Annotated in this window: 9 protein-coding genes and 1 pseudogene; 7 read left to right on the top strand and 3 right to left on the bottom strand. The window is 36.2% G+C overall.

Annotated features, from left to right (window positions below; all coding sequences use genetic code 11):
• Positions 1 to 32: 32 nt before the first annotated feature.
• Together NBW39_RS03270 and NBW39_RS03265 are read right to left on the bottom strand one after the other, a co-directional pair.
• Entirely contained in the window at positions 33 to 728 is a 696-nt protein-coding gene (locus NBW39_RS03270; RefSeq protein WP_370273709.1) for a protocatechuate 3,4-dioxygenase, read from the bottom strand.
• Between the two features lie 1,317 nt (positions 729 to 2,045).
• A pseudogene (locus tag NBW39_RS03265) lies at positions 2,046 to 3,279 on the bottom strand (IS4 family transposase).
• Between the two features lie 293 nt (positions 3,280 to 3,572).
• Here NBW39_RS03265 and NBW39_RS03260 point away from each other — a divergent pair.
• The 3 genes from NBW39_RS03260 to NBW39_RS09205 all read left to right on the top strand — a co-directional run bounded on the left by NBW39_RS03260 (position 3,573) and on the right by NBW39_RS09205 (position 6,131).
• On the top strand, positions 3,573 to 4,595 hold the full coding sequence (locus NBW39_RS03260) for an IS110 family RNA-guided transposase (protein WP_250295600.1): 1,023 nt from the start codon (positions 3,573 to 3,575) through the stop codon (positions 4,593 to 4,595).
• Between the two features lie 532 nt (positions 4,596 to 5,127).
• Positions 5,128 to 5,763: an ankyrin repeat domain-containing protein gene (locus NBW39_RS03255; RefSeq protein ID WP_250295599.1), complete on the top strand. Its 636-nt coding sequence runs from the start codon at positions 5,128 to 5,130 to the stop codon at positions 5,761 to 5,763.
• Positions 5,764 to 5,975: 212 nt separating this feature from the next.
• On the top strand, positions 5,976 to 6,131 hold the full coding sequence (locus NBW39_RS09205) for an IS1/IS1595 family N-terminal zinc-binding domain-containing protein (RefSeq protein WP_375603647.1): 156 nt from the start codon (positions 5,976 to 5,978) through the stop codon (positions 6,129 to 6,131).
• A gap of 423 nt (positions 6,132 to 6,554) precedes the next feature.
• Here NBW39_RS09205 and NBW39_RS03250 read toward each other — a convergent pair whose 3' ends face one another.
• Positions 6,555 to 7,184, bottom strand: coding sequence for an HAD family hydrolase (locus NBW39_RS03250; protein WP_250295598.1), 630 nt, complete (start codon positions 7,182 to 7,184; stop codon positions 6,555 to 6,557).
• Positions 7,185 to 7,337: 153 nt separating this feature from the next.
• Here NBW39_RS03250 and NBW39_RS03245 point away from each other — a divergent pair, with 153 nt between their 5' ends.
• The 4 genes from NBW39_RS03245 to hemA all read left to right on the top strand — a co-directional run bounded on the left by NBW39_RS03245 (position 7,338) and on the right by hemA (position 15,896).
• Positions 7,338 to 8,537 (top strand): hypothetical protein, encoded by a 1,200-nt coding sequence (locus NBW39_RS03245; protein ID WP_250295597.1) that lies wholly within the window; start codon positions 7,338 to 7,340, stop codon positions 8,535 to 8,537.
• A 631-nt stretch (positions 8,538 to 9,168) separates the two neighbouring features.
• Positions 9,169 to 11,064, top strand: a complete 1,896-nt coding sequence (gene htpG, locus NBW39_RS03240) for a molecular chaperone HtpG (protein ID WP_250295596.1) — start codon at positions 9,169 to 9,171, stop codon at positions 11,062 to 11,064.
• 165 nt (positions 11,065 to 11,229) lie between these two features.
• Positions 11,230 to 14,616 carry a TomO hydrophobic C-terminal domain-containing protein gene (locus NBW39_RS03235; RefSeq protein ID WP_250295595.1) on the top strand — a complete coding sequence of 1,129 codons (3,387 nt, stop codon included), beginning with the start codon at positions 11,230 to 11,232 and terminating at the stop codon, positions 14,614 to 14,616.
• Between the two features lie 68 nt (positions 14,617 to 14,684).
• Positions 14,685 to 15,896 carry a 5-aminolevulinate synthase gene (hemA, locus tag NBW39_RS03230; protein ID WP_250295594.1) on the top strand — a complete coding sequence of 404 codons (1,212 nt, stop codon included), beginning with the start codon at positions 14,685 to 14,687 and terminating at the stop codon, positions 15,894 to 15,896.
• Positions 15,897 to 15,926 lie beyond the last annotated feature (30 nt).

The raw sequence follows: 15,926 nt of genomic DNA, 5'->3' as shown, positions 1-15,926 counted from the left end.
AAAACATCAGTAAGATATTTTTCATATACATCCTAAGTGCAATAATATTCAAGTTTACTATGGACTCCCTTACATGCAAGGGTTTTTAATCTTTTATTAGAGAACTTATTATATCCGCCCAAGGTAATGTTAAACGTATAGGTTTTTATGACCTGATCACTGTAAGTAAATGGTGTTATGAGAAGGCTTGCAAGCCCATTACTAACAAAATCTCCAAGAACAGGATCAGCACAATTATCGCAATTATGGTCAGCAAAAAACATTTGCGTTGTGAATTCTGGAAAATCTGGATGTTGAACTAGAAAGTTGATATGTGGAGCTCTATCACCAATTTTACCAGGTGCTATCGTAATAAAATTATAATAGCCAAGATTATTCACTACAAACCTTCCTGATCCAGCAAAATTCGGATCATCCTCTATATTCTCATCGTAATGGTTCACGCCGCGTGAATTCGCGTGCCATATAGAAACTACGGCATTTTGTATTGGTAAACAGTTTATATCAGTAATTCTACCCACTATGTGTATTAATTCTCCCGTTGCACTATTTGGAGAACCAGGTTTTCTTCTTAAATTGTTTGAAGAGTTAAAATTTTTTGGCCTTGCATCAAGGTCATAAATTTCTGGAGTTTCAATGCAGTTGAGCAAAACAGGATCAGCTGCAAATAGCGGCAAACTGAATACCGTTTGTACTAAAAACACTAATAAGATATTTTTCACATTCATTTCGTTTATAATAGACTTCTTGCATAACCATATAACAAACTTTTATTGGGAATAGAAACGAAAAAATCACTTTACAAACTTCGCCAGCTCCTTTATCATGATACTGAAGGTATTCAGTTATCTTCATCTGTGCAGATTAAACAGCAAGAAAACAACGTAGTTGGCGTCTTATTTTTAATTTTTTGCACTATGTGCACCTTATGTCTTCACAGTATTGCTAGCTATATAAGCTGAAACGCGCTGTTTAAGACAGTATAGTACGCCGATTTGCAGGATTAGAGAGTGAACACTAATTACCACGGGATTTCTTTGTCTTTTTTTTCTGCCTGGTAAATTTCTTAACGTTTACAATTTAGGTTAACTGCACTTAAAAGCAGCTAAATTGCAGCGTTTAAGACTTAAAAAACGCCAATACTGAAAATAAACAATGACCAGGGCTTCTTTTGCCTTTTTTTTATTTGGTAAATTTCTTAATATTTATAGCAACATGAACAAACATTTGAGAGTAACTTCTGCTAGTAGGGTGTCATCCCAGTGCCCCCTATGGTGTCATCCCAGTCTGGGATCTAGTCTTTATTATGCAGCCACTTATTTAAAGTTAAGTTTCCTGGATCCAAGTAGTCAAGGCACTGGGATGACAGGAGAAGGAAGCACTGGAATGACATCATAGGGGCTACTTTCATGACATCATTCTTTTTCCTGGATTCCAGACTGGAATGACACCATTTGCTGTGCAATTTACCTTCAAAAATGAATGTTCGTACAGTTGTGCGCGTGATGCTGGAATCTAGTTCTTATTGTACATTTACTTGGTGTAGAGTTAAGTTTCCTGGATCCAAGTAGTCTGGGCACTGGGATGACATTATAAGGGCACTGGGATGACGAGAAAGGAGCACTGGAATGACATCATAGGGGCTACTTTCATGACATCATTTCTTTTTCCTGGATCCCAGTGTCTGGGCACTGGGATGACATCATAGAGGCACTGGGATGACATTATAAGGGCACTGTGATGACACCGTCATAAAGTAAAATGAGATCCCAGTGTCAGCTACTTGGATGACAAGAAGAGGGCTACTCGGATGACAGGGGAGGGAGGCTACCACTGCCATTAAGTTAAGGAAGGAATGGTCAAAAACTGAACTAAAAAGTTAGAAATAACTAAGGATTTATGGCAAATACCAAAACAAAATAGAGTAGACTTTAAAGCAGATAAACTCTGAAGTGTAAATCACTTAAGAAATAGTTGATTTAGGAGTCATTTTACAGGAACTATGGCAATAAGCTATCCAGTTATTATCAGAAGATATGAGTTGGTCAAAACACATGCTTCCTAGCTCTTTTTTGGTAGTTCAGTGAACGAGTATCAGTTACTTTATTACGGTCAACTTTTCTTCCTTTTCTCACCACTAGAGTGTTCATCAAAAATAACTTTGATAATCGATCCATGATGCAGTCTGTGTCTGACTCTGTAGAAAAAATATCGAAAGCCAAGTTTTTTATTGCATTAAATGAGACAGATTTATTGATGCTTTTCTCAGACTTGCCATTGGCTAGGCCTGCGTTCAATGTCTCTTCTATATCTTCTGTCATAATACTTTCTAAGTTGCTAATAAAGATAGTTGACCAAAAATCCTGCTTTATGGTTTCAACACTTTTACCTGTAAAATTTTCTAAACCTAACCTTCCTTTGAGCTTGGAAAAAAATGTTTCTACTCCCCAACGTAAATAGCCCAAATTCTTCAGCTTTAAACTGCTGTTCGTCTAATAACGATGTAGCTAACACTTCAATCTCACCAGAGTGAAGAACTATTTTGACTAATCGAAACTTTATTTTATCAGGTAATCCTAACTTTCTTAGCTGTCTCGCTATTTTGACAGATGCAGTTGACACTACTATCGTATCAGATGGACTTTCTGGCTTAAACATAGCATTAATTTCATTAAATGACGAATATGGACAGCGAATTATGTAATTAATGCCTCTTTGTGCAAGCTCAGCAAAAAACCGATAAGAAACATATCCCCTATCACAGATCAGCAAATCATTAGATTTCACGCTGCCAAGCATATTAATAGCTAAGATAACTGTCACTTCTGCCAAGTACTGATTTTATTGCGACATTGTTTGTAACATACTTCAAAGGTTGTACTTGTGTAATCTCCGAGCTCTTTTTTGGTATAATTTCTTTGAGCCAAATTCATTTATCACCTCGCTACTTTTTGGCAGGATGAGTATAGAAGCATCAAATGCAAGCATTCTGAAACCATGGTAGGTTTTAAATTCCTTATCTTGGTAGTATAGAGAAACTATATCATCGTTTAGCTCTGAAAACGCAGTATGCTTTAGCTTTTTCCTTGCTTGAGTAAATGCACTCGCCGTAATTGTATAATCCTTTCTTGTATGTAGAATAAACTCATTAAGCATTACTTGTAATGATTTTACACTCTTTCTAAAGATCAGAAGAAATACATTAACGAAAGGCAACTTTCTTTTTCGTGAGAAATCTTTCGAGGATGCTTTGTGAGTGTTTATAAAATTTAAACTCATCAATTTATTTTTTATAAATGTGATTATTCTTTTTTTTACTCATATTATTACTTCTTTTGACTCACGGATCTTGTATCTTGAAAAAAGCATCTGATGTTTTAAGCTTAAGCATTAGATGGAGAAGGGAAACACTCTGTCGCGCACCTTAGATATAAAATCTGTAAGTAAGATAAGAGTTCCCTCCTCAAAAGTACAGGCTGAACGGTATCTTAGAAAGACCTAAATGGTTCTAATTCTGTATTCACAAGGTTAGCCTTACTTTTCATTTAAAATGGTAACGTATGGGGTTATATATGATCAACAACTTTCTGGGCATAGATGTATCAAAAGATCGCTTTGATGTTTTTCTCTCATTTATAAGTAAAAAAGGAAAACGTGAAACTAGGAAAAGGAGCTTTAAAAACGATGATAATGGGTTTCAAGGTCTGCGGAGCTTTCTACAAAAACATAATGTAGAACAAGTAAAAGCCTGCATGGAAGCTACCGGTTGTTATAGTGAAGCTTTGGCTGAATTTCTACACAATACTGGACATTTTGTTAGTGTTGTTAATCCAGCTTGCATAAGATTTTATGCAAAAAGTAAGCTTATACGACAAAAGAATGATCAGACTGATGCAGAAATAATTGCTGATTATTGCCAAAAACAAGAACCTGCTCGCTGGACACCACCCTCTCCTGAACTGAAAAAATTAAGACATCTTTATCGTTGTTCGGCTGCGTTAAAAGATGAATTGACATTAGTAAATAACCACCTAGAAAAAAAAGAGAGACTGCCTAAAGAAGTTGCAAATGCTTGGGAAGACCTTGCAATGAATATAGCTCAAAAAATAGAAACAATAAAAAACTCCATACGTGAACTATTAAAGCAACACAAAAAGTTGTTAGAAAACTTTCAACTTCTATTGACTATTCCATGCATAGGAGAGGAATCAGCAATAGCTATTTTAGCTGAAGTTCCTGACATAAAAACTTTTAGAGATGCCAGGCAATTGGCAGCATATGCTGGAACTATACCACGAAATATAACATCAGGTTCATCTGTATATGCCAAACCCAGATTAAGTAAATCCGGTTCACAAACATTACGTAAGGCACTTTTCTTTCCTGCCATAGTAGCTAAGAATCACAATCCTATCATTATGAGTTTTTGCCAAAGATTAAAGGAAAAGGGTAAGCATAATATGGCCATCGTTGGTGCTGCAATGCGTAAGCTACTCCACATCATTTTCGGTATTCTGACATCCAAAAGTGCTTTTGATCCAAATCATATCAAGAACTACAGAGCTAGGAGGTTGACTGAAGGCTTAGTGATTTAAAATCAAAAAATGCTACCATACGATCTTATGTAAAATAGTATTTTATACAAATTTATTTAATATAGTTGGTTAGTGTATATGTTAATTAGTTTTGTATATACAAGACAGCAGAAATTAACATATACATTAACTATAATCTGTATATCGCTACAGTTGGCAGTATTTTTTGATTTCACAATACAGCTTAGGCAATGAGACAATTTTTATAATTTTTTTGTTGACTGGCGAGACGGTATCTTACTTGATTTTATAATACAGTCCATCTCTTTTTCCTTAACTTAATGGCAGTGGGGAGGCTACTGGGATGACACCTTTATAAGGTGAAATGAGATCCCAGTGTCAGCTACTTGGATGACAGAAGAGGGTACTGGGATGACACCATCCTTTTTTCTGAATTCCAGACTGGAATGACACCCTCCTTGTAGACAATGTTTGTACAGTTGTGCAATAGGTCCAGCCTAGCATAAAAAATTTTGCTTTTTGAAATTTTGGGTTATACTTATACTTAAGATATTTCAGTAGGAGATTTATTGTGAATAGAAAGGAAGCTTTAAAAATATTAGGCTTTCATGAGGGTGATAATCCTAGTAAAAGGAAAGTATCAATAAAATGTGCAGAACGACGCTGTGAGCTTATTAAGCTTAGTACGGATGCGGATCCAGATCAAGACATAATAAAAGAAAGATTTTATCAGATAATCGCTGCATATCAATACTTTATTCCACGAGATTCAGAAATGACCCCTGAAGTTCAATACGAGATAAGCAGGAAGGATTTAGATGAAATTAATACTGTTGATGATTTGAAATCATCTTTATGTAGTGCTATCCAGAACAAAGATGTAGAATATCTCAAGGAGGTATTTTCTAAAGTCAAAAGCAGCAAGGATGGACAGTTTGGTGATTATATAAACACATGTAATCTATTATCTAAGGCTGTACATTTTCGAAATATCGAAATTGTAGAGCTTCTCTTAAAAAATGGTGCAGATCCTAATACAAAAATTGTTGTACAGGACAATGAAATTGAAAAGTTATTGGTCGAGTATGGAAGAGTTGATACATATAGTGCATGTGATCAATTAATATCTGGTTTGAGAGTAGGTGTCATTGCTTTATCAGTCTATATTGTATGTAATGCATCTCCTTGGTGTTATGTGCGCCAATAGCAGCACTTGCCCTTGTTGCAGTTTTTATGGCTGTAGGCGCTATACATGATATGTTTTATGCACAAACAAAATGGCCTTCTCCTGATTTTGATGAAGTTAATGCTGAACAAGTAATAAATAGCCAAGAACAAGGGGTAGTCCTCAACAACTCATGATATAAATATATCTTGAGGAAAAAAAAGCTAGTATAAGGTAAAAAATATTATACTAGAATGGAATGTATTAAGTGCAGTGGCAGGTGCGTTAAGAACGGTAAGTTGAAAAGTGGAAAACAACAATATAAATGCAAAGAATGTGGCAAGCAATTCGTGGAAAATGCAAAGAAAAAGTATATTACACAGGAAGAATGGAATTTAGTGGATAGTTGAAAGAATTCCTATAGCGGAAGAGTTACAGCAATCTCATAAACCCATTTACAAAATTATGTAAATAAAAAATACAACAACGTAAAAAAAAAATTGAAGAGTCATATAGAGTCAATATCAACAAACGTAAAATAGTAGTAGAATGCGACGAAATGTGGAGTTTTGTTGGTAAGAAGACAAAAAAAGTGTGGTTGGCAATGAATCAGACAGATAATTGGGTTACATGTTGAGGCAGTGAAGATGCAGCTAAACTATTACAAGATCTTTTATCTGAACTTCTCCACACCATCACACTCTGGGACCATACATCTAAGATCAACGGAGAATCCTCTAATAGTAGTACAATTAATAAGGTTGAAATTGCTACATCTATTAAATGTGCACAAAAGCGCCTTTTTATACTGGCAATCTCTGTGACAGCGGTCATTACCTATCTTCTAAATACTTTATTATAAAATCTGTAAGTTTATCAAAATGTTGAAAACATAACAAACCGCTTATTGATTGACCGTATATAATAGGTAAACAATTGGCATTTTGTGCACACAGAACATCTGTGATGCTATCACCAACGAAAAACACATTTTCTCTATTTATAGGCAACGTACTCTCTTCTAGTGCAAATAGCAGCGGGGTTGCAGATGGTTTATCTTCTGTGGTATCGCATGACCCAACCACTCTTTCAAAGTAAGAATCCAGTTTAAAATAGGTAACTTCTTCACGTAAATTAGTATTTTTCTTATTACTTACTATTGCTAGATAAACATTGTGGCTTTTCAGTGTCTGCAACATTTTCTCTACTCCTTGATTCAGAGCGATGTTTTGCAATAGTGCATCGTCTAAATATTGTTGATATATCTGATTTGCTTTTTTCCACTGATCGCCAAATAAATTGACCATATAGCTCTTTCTCGACTCATGGGAATTTCTATCAGCAGCTTTATTACTATACCCCATTGAGTTTATGGTATGCTTAATAGCATTAAAAATGTTATCTTGAGTGTCAACTAAGGTATTATCCCAATCGAATACTACTGCTAATGGGCTATCTTTCATCTCTTATATAATTATACATTTTAACTTAAGTAAGTAAATAGCATTTTAATAAAAAAAATATAAATAGGACGCTCTACCACAGGTTATGTTAACTGTTTTTTATATAATTAGCTAATATACTGGTTATATGATATGTTTTAATAGGTAACAGGTATGGCCCAGGATGTTGAAAAAAAGTTTAAAGATGTTTTTGAACGTTCTCCAGGTGCTTTTCCAGAAGGCACCTCATTAGAAGAGAAGGTTAATTATATTGCAAAAGGAACGGAGGCTCTAAAGGCTATGAAAAGTAAAGAGCTTGAGAACAAAATGAAAAACGTTGCAGAATTGAATCAGAAATTTGAAAGTCAAAAAGGACGTGCAGATGAAAAAGTACGTCAAGATTTTGAAAGAATTGCTGAGCTTGACCAACAATATAAAGGGAAGGGCATCTTTACAAGTGAAAAAGTTGCAGAATCAAAAAATGACAAAAAATTTCAAGAAACAGCTAACACTCTTAGAGAAACTACAACAGCAGTTAAAGACCTTGAACATAATACACAAAAAAAGACTGCTGAAACTTCTGTACAAACAGATACACAGCCATCAGAGCACATCGTTAGTCCCTCAGTGAGCAAGAGTTCTGTAAAAGAGAAGCTCAACACTGAGCCAGGCAAAAAAGATAACACACCTCAACCACAAGAAAATCAAAAAGAAGAAGGGTTTTTGAGTCTTCTGAAGCGCTTTGTTAAGAAAATATTAGAAAAACTTTTAGGTGAGGATGAAAAGAGTGTGGAAAATGCTCGTGGCATAAAAGAAGATGCTCAAAGAGATACATCAAATAATGAAAAGCAACAGAAAAGTATGGATCAGAGTTCTTTTATAAATATAAACGGAAAGAGATTTGACCTAGAACCAGAAAAGGCTTTTAATTATCAGGATAAAGCTCTCAACATTAGTATTACATACAATAGTCCTGAAAATCTGCAGCAAGATACAATTTCTCCCCATACTGCTAATACAATTGACTTAAACGTTACTGGCAGGGAATATAATGTCCAAAATCAATTAAGACCTGAAACAGAACAACATTTACAACGAGACACAGCTTCTCCCAATATTGCTAATGCGATTAACTTAAATATTAATGGTAAGGAATATAGTGTCCAACCTGGTGAGTCTTTCAATTATAAAAGTCCCGGCTTAGAAATCAGCGTGGTGAATGGTCATCAACAAAGTAAGAACTTTGATAAAATTTTAAATCAGGACAAAAGTATAAGCGAGGGTTTGAAGCAGGAAACAAAGCTTGAGAACCCAGCAATAACGCCTGTTAATACTCCTAAAGTGAATGAAGTAAACACGGGTCGTGAAAGGTGATCCGCTTTCAAGCAGTAGGATGATGAGGTTATCGTCATGCCGCTACGGACCGTCATACCGCCGCGGTATCTCTTAGCCGCTAACAAGCAGCGGGATGACGGTTGTCAGAGCCAGCGCCCCTATGATGTCATTCAAGTAGCTGACACTGGTTCCTTTATGATGCCAGTGCCTTGACTACTTGGATCCAGAAGACTTAATTTCAACCAAGTGGCTGCATAATAAAGGCTGGATTCCAGTGCCAAGCACTGGAATGACATCACAGGGGCACTGGAATGACACCTCTCTTGGGCTCTTTTAGCTATAAACATTAAGAAATTTACCAAATAAAAAAAAGGCAAAAGAAGCCCCGGTTACTATCTATTTTCAGTATTGGCGTTTTTTAAGTCTTAAACACTGCAATTTAGCTGCTTTTAAATGCAACTAACCTTAGCTTTAATATTTAAGAAATTTACCAGGCAGAAAAAAAAGGCATAGAAAACCCGTGGTAGCTAGTTATTACACTCTCTATTTTAAAATTTGACGTTGGGTGTCGTAATAACTACACCCACATTAATTTTGGTGTACGTGACCTTGAAAGATCGTGATTTAATACTTAAATTATTAGGGTAGTAGGCAAATAATGGAGCTTAAAATGCATAACGTACAAGAAACTGAAAATTTAAAATTTGACGCTGAAGTAGGGAAAGTACTGAATATAGTGATTCATTCACTTTATACCAACAAAGACATTTTTCTGCGTGAATTAATATCAAATGCATCGGATGCATGTGATAAGTTGCGTTATGAATCTCAACTAAATCCTAATTTGCTAGATTTAAGTGATGAGTTAAAAATCACTATTAGCTCCAATAAAGATAAGAACGAGCTATATATCATTGATAATGGCATCGGAATGAACAGACAAGATTTAATAGATAACCTTGGTACAATTGCAAGCTCTGGTACGCAAAAGTTCTTAGATGCGATTAAAAATAGCAAGGATTCAAGCCAAGCTGTGGAGCTGATTGGGAAGTTTGGTGTTGGTTTTTACTCAAGCTTTATGGTTGCATCAGAAGTAATAGTAGAATCAAGAAAAGCTGGAGAGGAGGAGTCTTGGGTCTGGCAATCCAAAGGAGATGGAGAGTATTCGATAAGTAAATCAGATAATCAAGTTCCTCGCGGAACCAAAATTACGCTCATTATGCGCCTTGAAGAGAATGAGTTTTTAGATAAATTTCGTGTTGAAAACATTGTCACTACTTATTCAGATCACATAAACTTTCCTGTTGAATTTATAGACGAAGAAGGAAAAAGTGAAAAATTAAACAGTAAGGCTGCAATTTGGACTAAGCCAAAAAATGACGTTACTCAAGAGGAACACAACGATTTTTTCCGCAGTGTTGCTCATGTTGGCGGGGAGCCTTGGATGATATTGCATAACAAAAATGAAGGTGCAATAGAATATACGAATTTGCTTTATGTTCCTTCCATTAAACCTTTTGATTTATTTCATCCAGATAGACGTTGCTCTGTGAAGTTATATGTAAACAAGGTATTTATTACTGAAGATAACGTACAGATCATACCACAATACTTGCGTTTTCTGAAAGGTATCGTTGATTCACCGGACTTGCCTCTTAATATCAGCAGAGAAACGCTGCAGAATAATCGCGTTGTTGAGCAGATCAGAAAATCTCTCACTAAACGTGTAATATCAGAGCTCGGTAAAAAGGCAAAAGAGAATTTAGAGGAATATACAAAATTCTGGACCAATTTTGGTGCAGTATTAAAAGAGGGTCTTTGTGAAGCTATGCCAACTGATGAGAGAGAAGCGCTACTCTCAATTTGCAGATTTCATAGTACTGGTGATGAGAAATTAGTCAGCATTGATGACTACATAAGCAGAATGAAGCCTGAGCAGGAGCATATCTATTATCTCACCGGAAATAGCTTGGATTCAGTGAAAAACAGTCCACAACTTGAGGGATTTGTCAGTAAAGGACTAGAAGTGCTCCTATTTGTTGATCCAGTTGATGATTTCTGGACTAGTGTAATTCATGAATACAAAGATCAGAAAATCAAGTCTGTAACCCGCGCAGATGTTGATTTGGAAAAATTCTCTTCAGAAGAAGATAAGAAAGATGAAGAAAATAAATCGAATGGAGAAAAAACTGAGGAAACTATACTGCAATATTTTACCACAGTGCTCGGAGATTCAGTAAAAAGCGTAAAAATTTCCAAAAAATTGACTGATAGTCCCGTATGCCTAGCGGTTGATGAAGGTGCTATGGATCTTCGCATGGAGCGTTTTTTGCGTGAACAAAAGCAGCTAAACTACCGCACGCCAAAGGTGCTGGAAATCAACACTAAGCATCCTGTAATAAAAAGCATAATGAAATCCCATGCTGAAAGTGGTGAAAACCCAACATTGGAGGACATGATCCATTTATTATTTTACCAAGCTTGCATCGTGGAAGGTGAAGAGATGGATGATGCAAGCCTGTTTGCTAAGAGACTGAATAATTTACTTGGCAAAATTGTTGTCTAATACTATACTAGATTAGTTATTTATGTGAGGTAATATATAATTAATCTACTTAGAAAACCTATTCCACAAACAGCAGGTGTTACAGGAAAAGGTAAAGTTAAAAGCAGAAACAATTCTAGGGATCTAACTAAAATTGCAGGATTTAGCCAAAAGAAGTTATTAGAGATGATCAACTTCGCTATGGTAGGCTATTATGTTAGCGATTGTGGTTGTAAAAACAATGAGTTTGTTAAGCTAAAGAAAGGAGGATATAAAACTCCTGCTCAACTTGAGAAAGAGGGTTACAAAGTTGTTCAATTTCATGGCATTATTCCCGGTCGAGAAGTTCAACATACTGGTTATGTTTTCATAAGGGGTAAGGAAGTAACTATAGCATACCGCGGTACTTGTAATTCTTATGACTTCAAGAAAGATGTTGAAATACCTTTAATTCGTCAATATGAACTTCTGCCCAAAGGTGGTAAAATTCACCTAGGCTTCTACTCCGTATTTGAAAATTCCTGGGAGAGTCTTTACGGGATATTAAAAGGGTATGCTAACGATCAAGGATTAGAAATCAGAGATTTAAAAATTAATCTTACAGGTCACAGCATGGGAGGTGCTGTCGCTAACATAGCTGCTCTATGTTTAAGTGTAACAGAGAATGTAAAAAATTTACATGTTGCAACTTTTGGTGCACCAAGGGTTTTTGACTGTGATGCTGCTAAAGTCTGTAATGAGCTCTTCGGAAGAAAGACTATTAGAGTAGTTGATCGATCAGATTTCATACCTTCATTACCACCTAATTTTATGGGCTATAAACATATAGGCAAGCAATTAAAAATAGGAAGACATTCCGTGCCGGCGTTGCATGACCACAAATTGGAAGTTTATCATAATCTTATTTTAAAAATAAAGCCAAAAAATTTTAAGTCGGATAATAATACATCTGCAACATGCTACATCCTTTCCCGGGCTGCTAGGGAAGTGTATGATGTACTAACTGTACCCAGTTGCCTTATTCCAAGCACCCATTCAAGTAGCGATAAACAATATTTTGAACGAGTGAAAGATCAACATAAGAATGCTTCATTTTCTGAAATAATTAATAGATATTCTGAGCTCAGCAATAGAAATGATAAATTTCTTGACAAAGATAGAAGAAATAGTATTATGGGTGACATAAGGGCTTCAATAAAGAAGTCCAGAGGCAATTATAATAATAAGGAGGGTGTAATGACCAAATTTAAAGAACAAAGTGAAAAGTCAGTCAGTTGGGAGGGAGGACTTTCTAATATTGACAATCTGACCAACTCGAAAGAAAGATCAGCTGGTAAAATGACCGATTTTGAAAAGCAAAATAGAGGGAATATGACTGGTGTGGCAGAATCGTTTGAAAATTGCGAGAATTCGGGGGAAATTCCTGGTATTGACAGTCCGAATAATCTTGAAGAAGGTAAAAAGACTGTGGCTGAACTTGCAGGATATTTTAACGAGCGTTTGGGTAACCCTAAAGAGCTTCCTAGTAAGCTCACCCGTATAGGAGTACCTACTATGGGTGTCAATCAGGTCTATTTAAAACAAAGTAAAAATAAGTCAGTCAGTTGGGCAGAAGGATTATCCAATGTTAACAGTTTGACCGATTTTAAACAAAGTAAAAAGAAGTCAGTTAGTTTTGCAGAAGGACTTTCCGATGTTAATAATTTGACCGATTCGGGAATAGAAACTCCTGATGCTGACAAGTCGATCAATTTAAAAGGAAAGTCCATAAAGACCATAGAAGAATTGGCTGATGCCATCGCGGAGCTCAAATTTAAAAAAGCAAAAAAGTGTATAAAGGAACAAGAAAGCATTACTGTAACTGCATCCGATAAATCTATTTTAAAAGAAGCAATAAAGAAAGCTGGGACAAAAATTGATGGTTTGCAAGGGAAGAAGCGAAATGAACAAGAAAGCAAACTCCAAAAGATCAAAGATTTGATTAATGAAAAGCTTTATGTAATTCAAAATGATCATGCACCATCAGTAAATGGTTTAGACAGAGCTGAGCTAGAGAAAGCTGATGAATGGGAGAAAGCTGTAAAAAAAATTGCAGCAGCAAAAGCTGAATTAAAAAAAGCTAAATTAGACAGAGCTGAATTAGAGAAAGCTGCATTAGCAAAACCTGCATTAGTACAAGATCCGTATTTTGCTATCAAGCATTTCGATTTTAAAGAAGCGAAGCGTATAATAGCAAGTCGTATACTGGCGAGGCAAGAAGTTGTTGTAGATAGATCTCTTCTAAATGCGGCACTGCATGAAGCTGAGCAGACAATTCGTTTACTTCTTAGTGGCAATGAACAAAAAAAGAGGGATGTCCGACTCTTTAGATTTAAACAGTTTCTTGAAAGGTATTCTTCTAGCATTCTAGGTGATCATGCACAACCAGTAAATGCCAACAGTAGTGCAGAAGATGCTAATGCTGAGCATCATCAACTTACGAACAAAATGACTGAACCTGAAGCTTTGCATAAGAAACAAGCTCTTACTCAATTTGCTGAATTACAAACGGATGACGAGCTAGATTCTTCAAGTGAAGATACTACAGGTACTCTTGCTGATCAGTTTACTGAATATACAACACCGCAAACAAGTGATACGCTAGATTCTTCATCAAAAGCTGAATCCGAAAAAATTGTAGCAGAATCAACTGAACTAGAGAAAGCTGAATCAGAAGCTGAATTCGAAAGACTTGCAGCAGCATCAACTGAACTAGAGAAAGCTGAATCAGAAGCTGAATTCGAAAAAATTGTAGCAGAATCAACTGAACTAGAGAAAGCTGAATCAGAAGCTGAATTCGAAAAAATTGTAGCAGCATCGGCTGAATTAGAGAAAGCTGCATCAGTACAAGATCTGTATCTTGATCATGCACAACCAGTAAATGCTAACAGTAGTGCAGAAGATGTTAGTGCTGAGAAACAAGCTCTTACTCAATTTGCTGAATTACAAACGGATGACGAGCTAGACTCTTCAAGTGGTGAACCTTTGTATAGCACAATAGGTAGTGATCCTCAGTCTGCAAATGGAGATGATTCGCAAAATCTACAACTAAAAGTTTCAGCTAACGATACAAGCACTGTGGATGATGATATTAGCTCTTTAAGCAGTGATGGGCACAGTAGCGCCTCTTCAAATGTTAGCGATATGTCTACAACTGAAGGCATTACTGACAACGAAGAAGAGCCTGTGGTAGCTACAACAGATAGCAAGGATGGTAATGATCAACTTACAGGTAAAGGTGATTCACAAGGTCCGCAGATTGTTGTCATCGGTAATTCTAATAACGTAGTTGTTGAAGATAACGATGTTCCACAAAACACAAAACTGCCTATTATAGCTGCTTCTGCGCTAACAATAGCTGGGGTTGTTTCGGGAGCTGCTATTACAGTTTGCCTAGAGATGTTAGCAGTGGGAATAGCAGTTGGAGCTTGTTGTCTGGTTGCTGCTGCAGTTATATACTGCTGCACACCTAAAAGCTCAGTTGAAAACAGCAATGTTGAAACTGTTAAAACAGCTGAACTAACAGCACAATAAGGAATAAATATTGTAGTTTACCATTTAATAATTTATTATAATTATGTTAATTATCGGTAAATAAGGACTTGGTAAACTACGAAGAAATATTCTTGAATAAAATAAAAGATATAAAAGATGAGGGGCGCTACCGTGAATTTACGCACTTTGCGTCATTGCCAGGTAGGCTTCCCCACATTATGGACTATGAAAGAAATAGGGAAGTAATAGTCTGGTGCAGTAATAATTACCTGGGAATGTCGCAGAATGAGAGCGTCATTGCTGCTATTCAAAATTCATCAATTGGTGCGGGGGGAACAAGAAATATATCTGGTACAACAAAAGAGGTTGTCGAACTTGAAAAATCTTTAGCTTGTTTGCATAAAAAAGAGGCTGCTTTAACTTTTGCTTGTGGCTACCTCGCTAACCAGACAACACTTAGCACTTTATCGTCTGTTATTCCTGACGTAGTAATTTTCTCAGATGAGAAAAACCATTCTTCGATGATAGAAGGCATAAAATCAGGAAAAAGACCAAAACATATATTTAAACACAATGATGTTGATCACTTAGAGCAGTTGTTAAACTCCGTAGACACAAAAACACCAAAGATAATAGCACTTGAATCCGTATATTCAATGGATGGCGATATAGCGCCGCTTGAAGCGATATGCGATCTTGCAGATCAACATAATGCAATCACCTATTTGGACGAGGTGCACGCAGTTGGCATGTATGGTTCACATGGTGGCGGAATTGCAGAAAGAGAACGCCTGATGGATAGAATAACCGTTATTCAAGGTACACTATCGAAGGCTTTTGGAGTTATGGGTGGGTATATCGCGTCTTCAAAGAGCTTGGTAGATGTAATAAGAAGTTCCGCTCCAGGATTTATTTTCACCACTGCTATGTCGCCTGTTTTAGCAGCGGCAGCAAAGGCAAGCGTTGAGCACCTAAAATCGAGCAACATTGAAAGGGAAAAGCAAAAGCAAGTCGTTGAAAAAGTAAAAAACTCACTGAGAAATGCAGGAATTAACTTCATTCCAACAGAAACTCATATAATTCCAATAATAATTGGCGATCCCGAGTTGTCCAAAAAAGCGTCAAAATTGTTATTTGATGAGTATGGAATATATGTTCAACATATAAATTACCCAACAGTTCCAAGAGGAACTGAGCGTTTCCGTATTACCCCTACACCTTATCATACTGATGAAATGATAGAACATTTAACAGAATCTCTTGTAAAAGTTTTTGAGAAGATCAATATCTCCTTGGAGATATTTGACCACTATATGTAACTGAGGGACCATGGACTATACTTCCGGGAC

This window comes from Wolbachia endosymbiont of Oedothorax gibbosus (assembly GCF_936270435.1).
Taxonomy (GTDB): domain Bacteria; phylum Pseudomonadota; class Alphaproteobacteria; order Rickettsiales; family Anaplasmataceae; genus Wolbachia.
This window is presented reverse-complemented; position numbering and strand designations above follow the sequence as displayed.